This is a genomic window from Pontibacter rugosus, from assembly GCF_042678745.1.
GTDB lineage: Bacteria > Bacteroidota > Bacteroidia > Cytophagales > Hymenobacteraceae > Pontibacter > Pontibacter rugosus.
Genome location: NZ_JBHTLD010000089.1, coordinates 1 through 18,281, shown reverse-complemented (window position 1 = coordinate 18,281; position 18,281 = coordinate 1). Strand labels below are relative to the sequence as shown.

Sequence of the window (18,281 nt, the reverse complement as noted above, 5' to 3'; positions counted from 1 at the left end):
ATATTAATCAGCATTATGTTAATAATATTGAAAGACTTGCTCAGCAATACAACATTGCACTTAAAAAGGCAAAAACGCCAGCAGGTAACAGCAGCTTGCAAAAAGCGGGGCTTATGTGGTTAAGTAAACTGTTAGGTAATCAATAAACTTGACTAGTAGCGTGATGTAATGAGTTCAGAAAGTCCCGATTTAGGCAAACTTCAATAGGTTAGCAACTAATAAAAATTTAGCTTCCCAGCAAGCGGACCATAAAAAGTTGAAAGAACTTCTAATTCACCTCCTCCTACATTAACTCCTTCGCCGGGTCCCAAAACAACTGGCCAAAGTTTACCACTTTATCTTGCTCTACCTGCACCCCCTCCTGCTCCAGACGCTCCTGCATAGCATTAGTCTCTTCAAAATGCTGCTTGCCAGTAAGCAAACCATTGCGGTTAACCACCCGGTGCGTTGGTATTCCGGACGTAGCAAACGGGTGCGCGGCTATCAAGGCCCACCCTACCATGCGAGCAGATCCTTTAGAACCTAAATAGCTGGCTATGGCTCCGTAAGAGGTAACACGACCTTTCGGAATCAACCTAACAACCTCATAAACATCTTCAAAAAAGTTTCTTTTAGGTGGCTTATCTGTCATAGGATAAAAATAATATACTCGGTTTAAACCTTTAAAATGGTTTTCTGTCTAACGAATGCGCCTGTTTGTAGAGTTTCGGTATGTAATCTTTTATAATGGCTAATAAGGCAGTAATTTTAATGCTGCTGCAACAGGAACTATAAGCGTTAACAAGCTGCTTTTATACTATAATTGCGCATTCTGCCCATACAAGTGTTTAAACATAAATGAACAAAACCGCCAAAATCATTCTGATCTTAATAGCCATTGCGGCTATTGCCTACCTACTCGTAAGTAAAGTATTTTCTAAGGAAGAACAAAAAACTGTAGCAGCAGGAGGCCCATTAGCCCAGAAGGTGGCAGTGGATGTTTTTGTTGTATCTCCTACCGCTTACCAAAACAGAATTACATCTACCGGCACAGTGCTGCCTAACGAAGACGTAGAGCTGCGCAGCGAGATAAGTGGCCGGGTTACAAAAATAAATTTCGAAGAAGGCGCTCGTGTCAAAAAAGGGCAGCTGCTTCTTACCATAAACGATGCTGAGATGCGGGCCCAGTTGCAAAAGCTGCAATCTAACCAGCAGCTTTACAGCGATATGGAAAAGCGCCAGCGCACCCTGCTCGACAAAGAATATATCAGTGTGCAGGAGTATGACCAGGTAAGCAACCAGTTGGCCACCGCCACCGCCGACATACAAGCGCTGAAGGCTACACTTGATAAAGCCTATGTCCGTGCACCTTTTGATGGTATGATTGGCCTGCGACAAATCAGTGAAGGCAGCTATGTAACTGCTGCGACTCCTATTGCACGCATTGTAGATATCAGCCCGGTTAAAATTGAGTTTTCTGTGCCGGGGCGATACAGCCAGATGATCAAAGAAGGGGACGATATTATTTTTACATCAGAGGGAAGTGCAGAGCAGTATAAAGCCAAAATATATGCCCTTCAACCTAATATAGACCCTACTACCCGTACCATGCAGGTACGGGCACTGTATGATAACAAAGACGAAGCCATGAAACCAGGAGGCTTTGTGCGTGTAGATCTCCCGCTGAAAGAAATGGAACAAGCCATACTTATTCCGACAGAGGCTATCATACCGGAAGCAGCAGGCCAAAAAGTTTTCCTGGCCAAGAATGGCAAAGCTGTGCCGAAGGTTGTAAAGATCGGTCAACGCTCCGAAACACTTATTCAGATTCTGGAAGGAATTGCACCGGGTGATACCATCATCCGATCTGGTATTCTTCAGGTACGCCCAGGCTCTGATTTGAGTATCCGGAAAGTTGCCACTTCTGGCGAGTAATTTAGTAAAGGGTTCCTCAAAAACCATTCTCCTGTGCTGGCATTTCATGAGGCTGCCAACTTTATCTAACACTTCACTAAATTTCTGACTGTCAGGCAAAGACAAAACAGCAGCAAAGTAGTTGAGTAAGTTGATACCCTCTGAACTGTCCACCCCTACTGTGAGCGAGTACACCTGAAACGGCAGCGATTTATCTAGTAAGTATAAAATATTATGGCAAGCTTATCCAACATAAGTATAAAACGCCCGGTGCTGGCTATCGTGATGAGCATCACGGTAATGGTATTCGGTTTTATCGGGATCACCTACCTGGGCGTACGCGAGTACCCAAGCGTAGACCCGCCTATTGTAAACGTCAGAACCTCCTACACAGGAGCTAACGCTGAAACGATAGAATCAGAAATTACGGAGCCGCTGGAGGAATCGATTAACGGTATAGCCGGTATCAGAACCCTTACCTCTACAAGCAGCGAGGGCAGCAGCAACATCACCGTAGAGTTTAACCTGGATGTAGACCTGGAAACGGCTGCAAACGACGTGCGTGACCGTGTAGCGAGGGCGCAGCGCAGGTTGCCTGAAGATGCAGAACCGCCTACTGTTTCTAAAGCAGATGCCGATGCTAACCCTATCATTATGCTCGGTGTTAAAAGTGAAACGCGTTCGCTGCTGGAGCTATCAGACATCGGCCTGAACGTGTTTAAAGAGCAGTTGCAGACAATACCAGGCGTAAGTGAGATTATGATATGGGGTGACAAACGCTATTCTATGCGCCTCTGGATGGACCCTGACAGACTAGCCGCTTTACAAATAACACCCCTCGAAGTACAGAATGCCCTTGTAAGACAGAACGTAGAGCTGCCTTCTGGTAGCATTGAAGGTGCTACAACGGAGCTGTCGGTAAGAACGATGGGCCGTATTTCTACTCCTGAAGATTTCAACAACCTTATCATCAGGCAAGATGCTGACCGCCTGATCCGCTTTCAGGATGTAGGCTATGCGCAGCTTTCACCTGAAAACGAGAAAACAGTGCTGCGCTACAATGGTATCCCGATGATTGGTGTTGTGATTGTGCCGCAGCCAGGCTCCAACCAGATCGAGATTGCAGATGAGTTTTACAAACGACTGGAGCGCATTAAAAAAGACATTCCCGAAGACCTTGACCTGGTTATTGGGTTCGACAACTCTCAGTACATCAGAGCCTCTATTTCAGAGGTAGAGGAAACTATTTATGTGGCCTTAGGTCTGGTGGTTATCATCATATTCCTGTTCTTACGCGACTGGCGCTCTACCCTTATACCAGTCGTAGCCATACCTGTTTCACTTATCGGCTCCTTCTTTATCATGTACATAATGGATTTCTCCATCAACGTACTGACGCTGCTGGCGATTGTACTGGCTATTGGTTTGGTGGTGGATGATGCCATCGTAATGCTGGAGAACATCTATGCCCGTATTGAAAGTGGCGAAGACCCGATGAAAGCAGCAAAGAAGGGCTCCGCAGAAATATACTTTGCCATTATATCCACTACCGTAGCTCTGGCAGCTGTGTTCATGCCTGTTGCCTTTCTGGAAGACACCACGGGACGACTATTCCGTGAATTCGGAATCGTAATAGCCGGCTCAGTTATTATCTCTTCCTTCGTATCTCTGACACTCACCCCCATGATGTCTTCGCGCATACTGAAGCGCAGAGACAGACCTAACTGGTTTTATAGAAAAACAGAGCCATTCTTCACTTCTCTTACCGATGGCTATCGTAGCAGCCTGGAAAGCTTTATGCAGGTGCGATGGGTTGCGTTTATACTTGTAGTGGCCTCAGCCGGAGCTATCTGGTGGCAAGTATCTACCATACAGTCAGAGCTTACACCTGACGAAGACAGAAGCGGACTCAGAATAAATGCAACAGGCCCGGAAGGAGCCTCTTATGAGTTCATGGATCAGTACATGAGCGAACTGACAACACTGGTGAATGATTCAGTAGCAGGTATAGGCAGTATTACATCGCTTACCCGTAATTCAAACTCCGGCTTTATCCGCCTCCGTTTAGTTGACCCTGACAAGCGCGATCAATCGCAGCAGGAGCTGGTAGATAAGCTTCCTGGCCTGATAAACCGCATCCCTGGTGCCAGAGCCTTTGCCTCCGGCGATAAAGGCCTGGGCGGTGGCCGTGGCTCAGGGCAACCGGTGCAGTTTGTGGTGCAGTCGCAGAGCATGGATAAACTACGGGAAGTAATACCGCAGTTTCTGGAAGCAGCGCAGCAAGACCCTACCTTCAACTTTGTGGATGTGAACCTGAAGTTCAACAAGCCGGAGCTGCGCGTTGAAATTCTACGCGATAAAGCCCAGGCCTTGGGCGTGAGTGTGCGTGACATAGCCCAGACAATGCAGCTTGGCTTGAGCGGCCAGCGCTTCGGGTATTTTGTAAAAGGCGGCAAGCAGTACCAGATATTAGGCCAGGTAGCGCGTGAAAACCGCAGTGCCCCCCTAGATCTGCGAAGCCTGTATGTAAAAAGCAGCACGGGTGAGTTGATTCAACTAGACAACCTGATAGAATTGAAAGAAGAAAGTGCCTCGCCACAAGTGTACCGTTTCAATAGATTTGCAGCAGCTACCTTCAGCGCATCTTTAGCTAAAGGCAAAACTATTGGTGATGGCGTAGAAGCCATGGATGCGATAGCAGACCAGGTGCTGGACGAAACTTTCCAGACAGCTTTAACAGGCCAGTCGCGGGACTTCTCAGAAAGCTCAGGCAGTTTGATGTTTGCATTCCTGCTGGCGCTAGGCTTGATTTACCTTGCCCTGTCTGCACAGTTTGAAAGCTTCCGTGACCCGATTATCATTATGTTTACGGTACCGCTGGCCCTGGCTGGTGCACTTGTAAGCCTTTGGTATTTTGACGAAACCATGAACATCTTCAGCCAGATAGGTATGATTATGCTGGTTGGTCTGGTAACGAAGAACGGTATTTTGCTAGTGGAATTTGCCAACCAGCGCAAAGAAGAAGGCCTTACAAAGCTTGATGCTGCCGTAGACTCAGCGGTATCTCGTTTCCGCCCCATCCTGATGACATCGCTTTCCACCATACTTGGCACCTTGCCTATTGCCTTGGCATTAGGAGCAGGTTCTGAAAGCCGTGCATCCATGGGTATTGCCGTGGTGGGAGGTTTGATCTTCGCTACCGGCCTGACGCTTTATATCATACCTGCTATTTACTCTTACCTGTCTTCTAACAAAGCAACCCGCATTGAAGAAGACGAAGAGGAACTGCAGCAACATAAAACGGCCGTAAAGGCATAACTTAAAAAATCACAGCGACACCGCATGCGCATCTTTAAAAAAGCCGCTATACTACTTTTAACAGCAGGTTTGCTGTTGCCCGTTCTGGCCCAAAGTCAGGATTTATTAACACTGGAAGAAGCAACCCGGCTTGGCTTACAGCACAATTACGACATCCGTATTGCAGACAGACAAGACGATATTGCCTCTAATAATGTAACGCTAGGCAATGCTGGTTTTTTACCCTCAGTAGATGGCCGTGCCACCAGAACCTTCAGCGAGAATAACTCGAGGCAAGAGTTTCCGACTGGCCCGGATCGGGTTCGTTCAGGTGCCAGTTCCAATAACTTAAACTACAGCGTTAACCTGAACTGGGTAATTTTTGACGGCCTGGGCATGTTTATTAATCTGGAACGGCTTAAAACTATTGAAAGGTCTGGCAACCTGCTGACAAAGGAGACAATAGAGAATACGGTAGCAAATATAGCTGCCAGCTATTACGAAGTAGTGCGGCAGGCATATAAAATGCAGGCAATACAGGATGCTATTGCTATTTCTGAGGCACGTGTAGAGATTGCACAGGCACAGTATGAAGTTGGCATGAGTGCCAAAGTAGAAATCTTAAGAGCACAGGTAGACTTCAATGCTGATCAATCTGAGCTGCTGCTACAGCAAGAAACGCTACGAAATGTTAAAATCAACCTGAACCAGCTACTTGGCCGTGACCCGAACATCGATTTTAATGTAACCGACACCATTATAGTTGATAACTCCATACAACTGGGTGGTGCCGCCACTACGCTGTATGCCTCTAACCCGCTGTTGCAGCGCCTGGATTTAGAGCGGCAACTGGCACAGCTGGACGTAAAAGCTATTCGGGCAAGCCGCTTTCCTGTTATTGGTCTTACGAGTGCCTATAACTTCAACCGATCAGAGGCAGAACCTTTAAATGAATTTCAGGCGCGTTTTAACCAGAACCGTGGCTATAACTATGGCTTAACGGTAAGCCTGCCCATATTCAATGGGTTTAACATCAACCGGCAGGCTCAAAATGCCCGCATTAACCGGGAAACGACTAACCTGGAGTATCAACGGGAAGAAAACAGACTTCAGGCAGACCTCGCCCGCGCATACAGCCAATACACCAGCCGCCTTAAGTTGCTCGACCTGGAAGAGATTAATGTGCAACTCGCCCAGGAAAATGCCAACATTGCCCTGGAGCGGTACAGACTAGGGCTTTTAACGGCTATAGAGCTAAGAGAGGCTCAACGCAATGAATTAGTAGCATCCAACCGCCTTATTGACATTCGCTACCAGGCTAAAACCTCCGAAATAGAACTCAAGCGCCTGACAAGCTCGCTCTTACAGAGTAACTAAACCAGGCTTCTTTTTAAGGGGGTTTATAAAATTAAAGTATAAAAGTATAGCCATGGCTATACTTTTATACTTTTGGGCCTGTATCAAACCTTCGGCTTAGCTTATGGAGTTAGCACTTTTTCAATTAATAGGAGTTTCACTTGGATTAGGTTTGCTGGTTGGCCTGCAACGGCAGCACGATCAGTCGGAGCTGGCGGGTATACGAACCTTCCCAATCATTACCGTTTTCGGTACCATTTGCGGCTTAGTAGCACAGGACTTTGGTGGGTGGGTAATTGCGATGGGGCTGGTGAGTTTGGCGGGGCTGGTTATAGTTGCCAACCTTATGCGGCTAAAGCAGCAGCCACCCTTTGATATTGGTCTTACAACAGAGGCTGCTGCCCTGCTTATGTTTGCCCTTGGGGCTTACCTGGTGCAAGGCAGCACAACAGTTGCCGTAGCTGTTGGCGCCTCCATTGCTGTACTCCTGCACCTGAAAGAATCCCTGCACCGCCTGGTGTCAAAGATTGGTGAGAAGGACCTGAGAGCGATCATGCAGTTTGTCGTGATCTCCTTTGTTATCCTGCCCATACTTCCCGATGAAACCTACGGGCCTTACAATGTACTAAACCCACATAACGTATGGCTGATGGTGGTGCTGATTGTAGGGATAGGGCTGCTCGGGTACTTTGCCTATAAAATCTTCGGGCAGAAATCAGGCACGGTGCTGGGTGGTATATTGGGCGGATTGATATCCAGTACAGCAACTACTGTGAGCTATGCCCGCCGCACCAAAGGTTCTGAAACCAGTAGCACCCTGGCGGCTATCGTTATCTTTATTGCCTCTGCGGTTTCCTTTGTTCGTGTAGTTACGGAGGTCGCTGTTGTTGCACCCAGCACGCTGGCTGTTGTTGCGCCTCCTCTTGCCGCAGTTTTCCTGCTGATACTGGTGCTTGGCATCACCCTATACTTCTTCCGGGACAAAAGCCATAGCGAAATGCCAGCGCAGGGAAACCCCGCTCAATTAAAAACTGCCTTCGTGTTCGGAGCTATTTACGCACTCGTGATACTTGCTACCGCCTTCGCCAAAGATTATCTGGGTGACAGCGGTTTATACATCGTAGCCATTGTTTCAGGTTTGACTGATGTAGATGCCATTACCCTCTCTACCTCCCGCCTGATGACGGTAGGTGACTTGCAGCTTGATAATGGTTGGCGGGTGATTTTAGTAGCAGTTCTCTCCAATATAGCTTTCAAGGCTGGCCTTGTAGGGGTATTGGGCAACCGTGCTGTATTCGGAAAGATCGCGCTTTTGTTTGGGATCGTACTGGTGGGTGGGCTACTTGTACTTTGGTTCTGGCCCGATGATTTTCAGCTGCCACTGAGCGTGCTGACACAAGGATAGGATAGCTACCTAACGCACATCACCCGCAAGTATAAACTTACTAAAGTAAGACAGCCCAGGCAGTAACTGCCTGGGCTGTGAAAGATTCAATACTCACCTTAATTTCGAACGAGTAATCATGGCTTAGCTGCCAGTGCAGCAAGCCGGGTAATATGTTTAGCTCTTCGCTTTTTGTGTTTCATCAACGCTAACCATGGCATCTATTGTTTGGATAGTGCCGTCAGGGTTATACTTCAACTCCGTCACTTTCACGCTTCTCAATGGCGTTTTTCCTCCAGAAAGTGAGCTATCATGGAAGAACAGGTACCACTTGCCGTTCTGCTCTACAATAGAATGGTGGTTTGTCCAGCCAAGAACCGGCTTCAGGATTACCCCTTGGTATGTGAATGGCCCTACCGGGCTATCTCCGATTGCATAGGCAATATTGTGCGTATCACCGGTAGAATATGAGAAGTAATACTTGCCGTTATACTTATGTACCCAGGCAGCCTCAAAAAAGCGTCTGTCGTTGTCTTTTGCGAGAAGCGGTTTACCGTCCTTATCAACAATCTGAACATCCTTTACTTCACCATCAAAGCTCATTAAGTCGCTACTCATTTTAGCTACTTTAGGGCTTAGTGCTGGCTGGTCATCAGCAGGGTACTCATCGTTCGCGTTATATTTTCCGCTGCTCCAGCGCTGCAACTGGCCACCCCAGATACCACCTATATACATGTAGTAGTCGCCATTATCATCTTTGAAAACAGCAGGGTCTATACTGTAGCTTCCCTCAATTGGAGTTGGCTGCGCCTTAAACGGCCCTATTGGAGAAGAGCTGGTGGCCACACCAATTCTGAAAATGTCTTGCTTGTCTTTTGCAGGGAAGAACAGGTAGTAGGTACCATCTTTCTCTGTTGCATCAGGAGCCCACATTTGTCTTCCGGCCCATGGCACATCTTTGATATCCAGTGCCACATCATGCAACGTTACTTTGCCACCTACGCTGTCCATCGACATCACGCGGTAATCTCTCATGGCGAAATGAGAGCCATCGTCTTTTTCTGGTATGCCCGCATCAATATCGTGCGACGGGTAAACATAAATTTTACCGTTGAACACATGCGCTGATGGGTCAGCAGTATAGATTTCTGTTACCAGTGGCTCTAAGGTGGCAGAAGCTTGTTCTGCTTCTGGCTCTTCTGTTTGCACTTCAGAGCTTGAGCTCTGGCAACCGGTAGCCAGCAACGACGCTACCAGCATCGCAAAAGCCGAATACTTAAGAGTTTTTTTCGCTATCATTTTAGGGTTAAATTATGTTTCTGTGATTATCGTATTCAAACGTTGTAGCGCCGCTACTACTTCATGGAAGTAGCAGCTTCTTTATAAATAGCATCATCTCCAATATAGTCAAACCAATCGAAAGTGGCTTTGCTGCTGGATGGTTTCTCTTGCGATGTGGCAAACATACCTATAGTAGTGCCTACAAAACCGCCTGCCTTACGGGTGCTCAGGTAGGTGCCGTCTACATTTTCCTTCAGCAGTTTCCAGTCGCTCTCTTTGGTAGCATAAGCAAAGTTATACTTGCCCCCATCAAACCCTATTTTAAGCTGAAGCGGCTGTTTGCTTTCTTTCTTGCTCAGCTGTTTTTCCGCCAGCACAGTGCCATCAGCATTCTTTAATTGCACCACCTGTTTGCCACCTGACAGGGTTTTGCCCAATGCGTAGTAGTTCTTTTCGCCCTGAAAGGCAGCTATACCGGCAAACTCATTTTCGTTGGCTGGTTTAAAATCCATTTTGGTGCTGGCACTACCGTTCAGGTGTTGCTGCCTTCTGGCTACAAATGATGGATTACTTTTTCCTGACAGCGTTTCTGGGCGCACATGTAGCGTAAGGCTACCGCTTGGCTGGTTCAGGCTATACCACTCCGACTGAGGATTACGCAGCATTACCCAATACATTGGCAGCGTGCTCTCCTTAAAGTCTTCACGGTAGGTAAAATTGCCATTCAACGGGAAGTCACTTTTCTGCCCCTGTGGCAGGTTTGGGCGGTTATAGGAATACTTTACCAGATCGCTATCTGCATTGATAATCGGCCAGCCATCTTTCCAGGTTACAGGTGCCAGAAATGTCTCTCTGCCAATGTTGTAATGGTCTTCGGTGTCGTAAGGGCGCGTAGCCAGGAAAATTGCCCACCACTCTCCGTTTTGCGTCTGTACCAGATCGGCGTGGCCTGTGGCAGAAACCGGGTTCGGGCGGTCGTTTGGCAGGTGGCGCTGCGTCAGGATCGGGTTGTTCTCGTAAGGCTTGTAAGGACCTGTTACCTTCTCGCTTCGCAGTATAACCTCTGAGTGGTTTACACTGGTGCCACCTTCTGCAGCCATCAAATAGTAGTAGCCGTTGTGCTTGTATATGTGCGGGCCTTCTATCCAAACCGGCTTCTTAGATAGGTCTACCCCTCCGTTAACCAAAATCTGCGGAGCACTTACCGTTTTCAGGTTTTTATAGTCAAACTCCTGTATCCGGATGGTACGGTGACCATCGTATAGCGGCTTGTTATCTGGTGACTCACTGTTGTAAATGATGTAAGCTTTGCCATCTTCATCGAAAAACAGCGATGGGTCTATGCCACTCACCTCCGGCAGCCATACTGGGTCTGACCAGGGCCCTGCCGGATTTTTAGACGTTACTACAAAGTTTCCGCCATTGTCAATCAAGGTGGTTACCATGTAGAAAGTACCCTCATGGTGGGCAATAGCCGGGGCAAAGATCCCTCTCGATACGCCCAACCCTTCTGTGTCCAGTTGCTCAGGTCTGTTCAGGATGTTGCCAACCTGCTTCCAGTTCACCAGGTCTTTGCTGTGAAAGATAGGCACCCCCGGATAGTATGAAAAGGTAGAAGTGATCAGGTAATAATCTTCTCCTACGCGGCATATACTCGGGTCTGGATAAAAGCCGGGAAGTATGGGGTTTGTAAATTTCTCCTGAGCAGTTGCAGAGGTAGCGCCGAACAAAGTACAGGCAAGAACTCCTGCAGCGAAACCAACCTTTTTTAACGTGCTGCTATTCGTAGCCATAGTTTTATCTTATTGTTTATACTACTATCCAGTAATGCTTACTACCTAACCGCTGAGGTTGCCGCTTCAGGGCGGAAGCTTTCAGGCGGACCAAGGTAACTCGGCTTCGCGCCCTCTGTTTCTACTACTATTTTCTGCAACACCACACCCGGGTCTACCATCCATACTTTCAGCACATGCTGCCCTGGTTTCTCAACCTTGTGCTTCGACTGCGTTACGATAATGCTGTTTGCCACCCACGCATCCCACGACTGTGTCGTGTTATCTTTGTGGATATTCACGATCTGCGGTGCTGCATCATCAATGGCAACAGCATAGCGCAAACCATCCGACTCGTTGTAGTTAAGCGTTGGCGATACCAGTAGCTTCACGTTTACCTCCCCACCGTTTAACAGGTATATGTCATACTCCAGCTTAGGGCTATCAGGGCCCGGCTTTTTGCTTTGGGCAGTTACCGGAAACGGAGCCACAGCAGATGCTGTACGGCCCAGGTCTGGAATAACTTTCCATTGCGCATCGCCAGCCGCTGTAGTACGTGAGAAGTTTTCAGCATTGATAGAAACATAGCCGTTGCTCTCTACAAAGCCTTTTACATTATCAGCAGTAAGGTTAGCAGGGTTATTTATTGCCACCTGCACTACCGTTTTTTTGCCGTTAGGGCCAGTAATGGTGATTGGCACACGCTGCTTACCCTTCGGTACCTGCTTCCAGTTTACGCTTACAAACAGGCGCTGCTGGTCGTTTACAGTTCCCTGCTTTTGATCTACCTGAATCCACGCTGCTCCCGGCTGCACGGTGTAGGCGAAAGGCTTCTGCCCACGGTTAAAGAGCTCGATGTAGTAAGACTGCTGCCCAAATGGTGTTAGCTCTGGCAATACGGCCTCTCCTTTGGCATTTGGCCACCAGTTTTCTGATCCCTCTATGGCTATGCCCATTTCTGAGCCAGCAGGTAGTTTTATCTCTGATACCTCCGGCAATACGTCTTTTTCCGGTTGTTGCCAGTAAGTATAGCTGATGTGCGTCTGGTCCATCATGTGGCTCCATTTGCCATCGGCGATGTCTTCGTTGTAAATTCGTGATAGCTCCTGATCCAAGTCAAATAACTCTTTGGCTTTAGCGGCATAAGCATTTGTAGCTGCTCGCCCTTGCTTGGCATATAGTCTGTTTTTAGCTACGGCTAAGTATAAAGCGTTAAGATTGGCGCTTGCCTTAACCGGGTGCAGTACCAGCTGGAAGTAGGCATCTTTATACTCGGCTGGCATTTGCTGGTAAAGCTGTTCTGCTTTTTCTGTTAACTGAAGGTAATCAGCTACCACGCTTTCTGCTTCACGGTAGTTGGTAAGGCTGTAGGTTTCTGGTGATAAAAGCTCAGGCTTACGACGCGAATTATACTTGCCATACTTGGCTAGCAACTCAGCCACCTCTGCGGCATACTGCTCCGGGAACTGTTGCGCTGCCCACTGCTTTGTGTACTCGACCAGACGCTCTGCAGGCCACTTCTCAGGGTTCCAGGCATAGTCCAGGAAGAACGAAGTCGGGAACTCCATCGGTTTAATATCACCCACGTTCACAATCCAAATTCTGGTGGCATCATGCTCATAGGCAAGGTGCATCTGCTCCCAGATACGCGGCAGCGGGTTTGTGTTGATCCACTTATAGTTTCTCGGGCCACCTACATAGTCGTAGTGATAGTAAATACCGTAGCCGCCCGAATGCTGTTTTGCACCCGCTTTAGGTAGTTTGCGCAGGTTGCCCCAGTTGTCGTCTGCCAACAGCAGCGTAACATCATCGGGTACGCGCATACCTTTGTCGTAGTAGTCCTGCACCTCTTTGTAAAGTGCCCATACTTGCGGTGTTTCAGAGGCCGGTTTGCCTGTAACATCAGATATAATCTTGCGCTGATCATCTACGATCTGCTCCAGCAAAGCAATGTTGCTGTCTTCGCTCATCGGCTCATCACCGTCACCACGCATACCTATGGTTACAAGCGATTCTTTATTGCCCATGCGGATGATGCCGTCTTTCCAGAATTTCTGCAGGTTCTCTTTGTTGGTCTGGTAGTTCCATTTTCCGGTACCAAAGCGTCTCCACTCGTCGTGGGCACGGGTAAGCGGCTCGTGGTGCGAAGTTCCTATTACTACGCCATATTCATCCGCTAACTCAGGGTTCTTAGGATCATCATCATAAAAAGCTCTGCCCCACATGGCTGGCCACAGGTAATTGCCTTTCAGGCGAAGCACAAGCTCAAACACGTTGACATAAAACTTTGAGTTAAAGCCACCGAATTTCTCCGTAGCCCAACCTCCCAAAGCAGGTGCCTCGTCGTTGATAAAGATGCCTCTATACTTTACTTTCGGCTCGCCATCGGTATGGCGCCCCGGCAATACATACAAATTTTGCTGCTGCTTTACCGGCACATCCGCCCAATAATACCAAGGAGATACGCCAATCTCAGAAGACACATCATAAATACCGAAGATCGTACCGCGCTTGTCGCTGCCGGCAATTACCAGCGCCTGGTCTACGCCCCGCATTGGCTTCTCTACTACCTGCACCAGGTATGTCTCCCATTTTCCGGCTATACCTGATACATCCAGCTTTTTGCTCTTAACCAGCTTATCAATAACAGGGCTTTTACCAAGTGTCCCGATCAGCACGATTTGCTTTGCCTTTGGTGCTTTCTTGTCTACCGTTAAGGTTGGCTGCACTTTCGTTACACGGTTTACATCTGCCTGCAAATCTTTGGCAGCTCTGATTACACCGGTAAAGTCCTCGCTGCTTACATACAAAGGAGCGGACTTGCCCGAGGCAGTCAAAGCAAAGCTTCCTTTTGCTTTAGCGGAGGAAATATAGGTACTGTCGTTAGCAGCTCGTACCGGTAAAGACACCAGCGCCAACAACAGCACAACAGCCAAAGTATAAACTAAGCCTGGCCAGTAAAATACCTTTGATCTATTTACCGATACAGTAGAATTTGAGAATGTAAGCTTCATTTGCTGTTAGTTTACAGCAGCCATTTTGCTGCCTTTAGTTTATGAATTAAAGCCTGCACAGTTAAACGGCACTCCGACTTTTGTTACGCTAAATTTATCCTGCTGCTTATATTTTACATTTGCACCGGCTTCATGCGTGGAGACAGGAAGTGCATTAACACCCATGCCAGCACATAAGCCAAACCGCAAACTGAGAAAATAATGTTGTAGCCTGCAGTCAGGTTATTTAAACCGATGTAGTAATCCAGAATGGCACCTATAAACAAAGGGAAAAGCGCACCTCCTACAGAGCCGGCCATACCACCTATACCCACAACAGAACTCACAGCACTTTTAGGGAACATGTCAGATACGGTTGTAAAGATGTTTGCGCTCCATGCCTGGTGTGCGGCAGCGGCTAAACTGATCAACCCAACAGCTACCCACATATCTGTAGTATAGCGGGCAAGCATAATCGGAACCACTAAAAGGGCTATGATCAACATGGCTGTTTTACGGGCTTTGTAAACGGTCATGCCGCGCCGTATTAAGTATGACGAAAGGTAGCCGCCTCCTATACTGCCAACAGTTGTTGCACTATACACGATGGCTAAAGGGAGGCCAAGGCTGCTCAGATTCAGATCAAAAGTTGAGCTAAAGTAGGATGGCAGCCAGAACAGGAAAAAGTACCAGATTGGGTCTGTAAAGAATTTTCCAACAATAAATACCCAGGTTTGGCGCACGAATAATAGCTTGCCCCACTTCATAGGCTTTTCATTTACCTCGGCAGGAGCTTCTTCATTATCGCTGTGGATGTAGTCATACTCGCCCTTGCCCAGGCGCTTTTGCTTAGAAGGTATCTCATAGAAGATCAACCAGAATACTAACCAAACAAAACCCACTGCTCCAGTAGCAATAAAAGCCTCTTCCCAGCCGTAATTAACTACTATCCAAGGCACTAATAGTGGAGCAGCAATGGCGCCAACGTTTGCCCCGCAGTTAAAGAGGCCGGTGGCAAGGGCTCGCTCTTTTTTAGGAAACCACTCAGCCACTGTTTTAATAGCAGCCGGAAAGTTACCTGACTCACCTATTCCTAAAGCAGCCCGCGCTACACCAAATCCAAATGTAGACCTTGCAAAGGCATGTGCCATAGCGGCAAGGCTCCATACTATAATAGAAAGAGAATAGCCCATTTTTGTACCAACTCTGTCTATCAACCGGCCAAATACAACCATACCCAAAGCATAGGAAGCAGTAAAAGCCGTTACAATAGCCCCATAATCACTCTCTGTCCAGTTAAATTGTGTTTCCAGCACGGGCTTCAGTATGCCCACTACCTGGCGGTCCAGGTAATTGATGGTAGTAGCCGTGAACACGAGAAAACAAATGGTCCAGCGGTAGGAGCCGATTTTAACCTTTTCTGTTGGCTGTTTTGACATAAGAGGTGAGTTCATGACGGGGAGGTTAGGTTAAAAAGGGAAGTAGTTTTTAGCGTTGTAATAGCAAATATCCTGTACCATTTTGCCGATCCATGGAATATCTGCCGGCAGCAGGCCTTGCTCTACATCGTTACCGAAGATATTACAAACCAATCTTCTGAAGTACTCGTGCCGTGGGTAAGATAAGAAGCTGCGAGAGTCAGTAAGCATACCTATAAAGCAACTGATCAAACCCATACTTGATAAGGCATCCATCTGCGACTTCATGCCTTCCAGCTGATCCAAAAACCACCAGCCAGAGCCAAACTGCATTTTACCTTTGATGCCGCCGCCCTGAAAGTTTCCGATCATAGTAGCAAAAGCAGCATTATCTGCCGGGTTCAGATTATAGATAACTGTTTTGGTAAGCTGACCAGCATCTTCCAAATCATTGAAAAAAGCAGCCATAGTAGCAGCCTGCGGAAAATCGCCTATGGAATCATAACCTGTATCAGGGCCATTTACCTGTAGCATGCGCGTATTGGTATTGCGCAAAGCACCTACGTGAAACTGCTGCACCCACCCCTTTTGGTAGTACATCTTGCAGAGCTCCTGTAACACATGGTAGCTAAACTCATTTCCATACTTCTCCGCATCCTGATCGTTGCCTGCCAGCACTGCTGCAAATATCTGCTCTAAATTTGCTGATGTATTACCTGCTGGTGGCAAGCAAGACAAGCCGTGGTCGGAAATGCGGCACCCGTTGCTATGGAAGAAATCCACACGCTGCTGCAGCGCTTCCAGTAAGGTATCTATACTTGTAATTTCAACTCCGCTAACTTCAGATAGCTGCTGGATATATGTTCTGAAGCCACTGCCTCCGCTCAGGTTTAAAGCCTTATCCGGGCGGAAAGACGGGAGTACTTTTACGCCTAAACCAGAGCTGGCAATCTGCTGATGATATGCCAGGTTATCGATAGGATCATCCGTAGTGCCTACCATCTCCACATTAAACTGCTTGAGCAAACCTTGTGGTGTAAAGTTTGGCTGCTGCAACAGCTTATTGCCGTGCTCATACACATCCAGGGCATTATCGCCTGTTAGCAGATCGGTTATACCAAACGGGTTCTTTAGCTCCATGTGCGCCCAGTGGTAGAGTGGGTTACGCATGGTATAAGGTACAGCCTCTGCCCATTTCACAAACTTCTCTTCGTCTGAGGCATTTCCTGTTATATATTTCTCTTCAATACCCAAGGTGCGCAGTGCACGCCACTTGTAATGATCGCCAGCCAGCCAGATTTGTGTCATGTTCTGGAAGTTCTCGTTCTTGGCGATAACCTCCGGCGACAGATGGCAGTGGTAATCTATGATAGGTAAGCCTTTGGCATAATCGTGGTACAGTTGGCGTGCCGTATCCGTTTGCAGCAGAAAATCATCGCTCAAAAAGCTGTTTATCTGCTGTGGATACAGTTGCTTGCTTACCGCTGCCTGCTGCTGTAAATTCTTGTCCATGTAATTTGTTCTTTAGATTGATTTCTCAATCCCCATTTCTAAACCGCGTAACTCAGCTAAACCTCGCAATCTGCCGATGGCAGAGTAGCCGGGGTTTGTTACTTTATGAAGATCATCCAGCATCTGGTGTCCGTGGTCTGGTCGGAAAGGAATCGGCTGCTCTCGTTTCTGGTTGATGGCAATAAGTTCTTTCATCACACCGTACATATCTACATCACCTGCCAGGTGATCAGACTCGTAGAAGTTGCCATTCTCATCTTTCAGCACGTTACGCAGGTGCGCAAAGTATACCCGGTGGCCAACTGCCTTTAATATCTCAACAGGGTTGTTGTGACCACCCGCACCCAGGGAGCCGGTGCAGAAACAGATACCGTTGGCAGGGCGATCTACTGAGTTGATTATGTAAAGCAGGTCTTCTTTAGAAGTGGCGATACGAGGCAAACCAAGTATAGCATAAGGAGGGTCGTCCGGATGAATGGTCATATTAATGCCCGTTTCTTCGCACACGTCCATAATAGACTCCAGGAAATAAGTCAGGTTCTCTCTAAGCCCGTCATAACCGATGCCTTTGTAGATCTCAATACTTTGCAGCAGTTGTTCGATCGTAACATTTCCCTCAGTTGGAACGCCTATCAGAATAATGTCGCTTAGTGCCTGCAACTCATCCTCTGAAAAGTTTTTATACCTTTCTCTGGCTTGGCTAACGATAGTCTCCTCATAGTCGTTTTCTGCACCTTTTCTCTGAAGTATAAACATATCAAAGACAGCCAGATCGACCCAGTTAAAGTATAAAGCTTTAGCTCCATTCCATAACTCCAGCGCCAGGTTAGTGCGTGTCCAGTCGAGCACTGGCATAAAATTGTAGCATACTGTATCAATGCCACAGGCGGCCAGGTTTCGCAGTGTCTGGCGGTAGTTTTCTAAGTATACTTCACAGTCTGCACTTCGTGTTTTGATGGCTTCGTGTACCGGAACGCTTTCGACCACCACCCACTTCAGGCCGGCAGCCTCTATGATATCTTTTCTTTCCTGTATCTCATGCAGCGGCCAAACAGCGCCATGAGGAACATGGTGCAAAGCACTTACAATACCTGTAGCACCAGCTTGTTTCACATCTTGCAGCGAAACCGGATCATTTGGTCCGTACCATCTCCAGCTCTGTATTAATGACATATGTGTTGTTGTTTATGATAGGTAAACTGAGGTAAAGGGGGCAACTGCCGTTTGTTAAATCATTGTTCAAACAGCAAATTAAATTTCAATAAAATTAGGATTGGCTTATATCAAGTATGGAGACAAAATTAGTATAACCTGTTTTTTGTTGTCTTCCTGAAAGGATTTTGGTTAAAGAAGACCCCTGCAAAGCGTTTCATTA

11 protein-coding genes are annotated in these 18,281 nt (G+C 47.4%); 4 read left to right on the top strand and 7 right to left on the bottom strand.

From position 1 onward, the window contains the following. Window positions 1–283 precede the first annotated feature (283 nt). A complete protein-coding gene (locus ACFQ2O_RS11015; RefSeq protein WP_377527286.1) occupies window positions 284–631 on the bottom strand; it encodes an MGMT family protein in 348 nt (115 codons plus the stop codon). A 206-nt stretch (window positions 632–837) separates the two neighbouring features. Here ACFQ2O_RS11015 and ACFQ2O_RS11010 point away from each other — a divergent pair, with 206 nt between their 5' ends. From ACFQ2O_RS11010 to ACFQ2O_RS10995, 4 genes are all read left to right on the top strand, one after another. Then, entirely contained in the window at window positions 838–1,914 is a 1,077-nt protein-coding gene (locus ACFQ2O_RS11010; RefSeq protein ID WP_377527283.1) for an efflux RND transporter periplasmic adaptor subunit, read from the top strand. 213 nt (window positions 1,915–2,127) lie between these two features. Next, a complete protein-coding gene (locus ACFQ2O_RS11005; RefSeq protein WP_377527280.1) occupies window positions 2,128–5,211 on the top strand; it encodes an efflux RND transporter permease subunit in 3,084 nt (1,027 codons plus the stop codon). A 24-nt stretch (window positions 5,212–5,235) separates the two neighbouring features. Beyond that, window positions 5,236–6,567 (top strand): TolC family protein, encoded by a 1,332-nt coding sequence (locus ACFQ2O_RS11000; RefSeq protein ID WP_377527277.1) that lies wholly within the window; start codon window positions 5,236–5,238, stop codon window positions 6,565–6,567. 103 nt (window positions 6,568–6,670) lie between these two features. Next, on the top strand, window positions 6,671–7,951 hold the full coding sequence (locus tag ACFQ2O_RS10995) for an MgtC/SapB family protein (protein ID WP_377527274.1): 1,281 nt from the start codon (window positions 6,671–6,673) through the stop codon (window positions 7,949–7,951). Between the two features lie 156 nt (window positions 7,952–8,107). Here ACFQ2O_RS10995 and ACFQ2O_RS10990 read toward each other — a convergent pair whose 3' ends face one another. The 6 genes from ACFQ2O_RS10990 to uxuA all read right to left on the bottom strand — a co-directional run bounded on the left by ACFQ2O_RS10990 (window position 8,108) and on the right by uxuA (window position 18,079). Next, window positions 8,108–9,229, bottom strand: a complete 1,122-nt coding sequence (locus ACFQ2O_RS10990; RefSeq protein WP_377527271.1) for a glycoside hydrolase family 43 protein — start codon at window positions 9,227–9,229, stop codon at window positions 8,108–8,110. A gap of 56 nt (window positions 9,230–9,285) precedes the next feature. Next, window positions 9,286–11,004, bottom strand: a complete 1,719-nt coding sequence (locus tag ACFQ2O_RS10985; RefSeq protein WP_377527268.1) for a glycoside hydrolase family 43 protein — start codon at window positions 11,002–11,004, stop codon at window positions 9,286–9,288. Window positions 11,005–11,045: 41 nt separating this feature from the next. After that, the gene (locus ACFQ2O_RS10980; protein ID WP_377527266.1) at window positions 11,046–13,997 is read right to left on the bottom strand and encodes a glycosyl hydrolase 115 family protein; all 2,952 of its coding nucleotides are present in this window, start codon (window positions 13,995–13,997) and stop codon (window positions 11,046–11,048) included. Window positions 13,998–14,110: 113 nt separating this feature from the next. Then, window positions 14,111–15,430 (bottom strand): MFS transporter, encoded by a 1,320-nt coding sequence (locus ACFQ2O_RS10975; RefSeq protein ID WP_377527262.1) that lies wholly within the window; start codon window positions 15,428–15,430, stop codon window positions 14,111–14,113. 15 nt (window positions 15,431–15,445) lie between these two features. Beyond that, complete coding sequence (uxaC, locus tag ACFQ2O_RS10970) at window positions 15,446–16,906, bottom strand: glucuronate isomerase (RefSeq protein ID WP_377527259.1); 1,461 nt, start codon at window positions 16,904–16,906, stop codon at window positions 15,446–15,448. Between the two features lie 12 nt (window positions 16,907–16,918). Then, window positions 16,919–18,079: a mannonate dehydratase gene (gene uxuA, locus ACFQ2O_RS10965; RefSeq protein WP_377527257.1), complete on the bottom strand. Its 1,161-nt coding sequence runs from the start codon at window positions 18,077–18,079 to the stop codon at window positions 16,919–16,921. Between the last annotated feature and the right edge of the window lie 202 nt (window positions 18,080–18,281).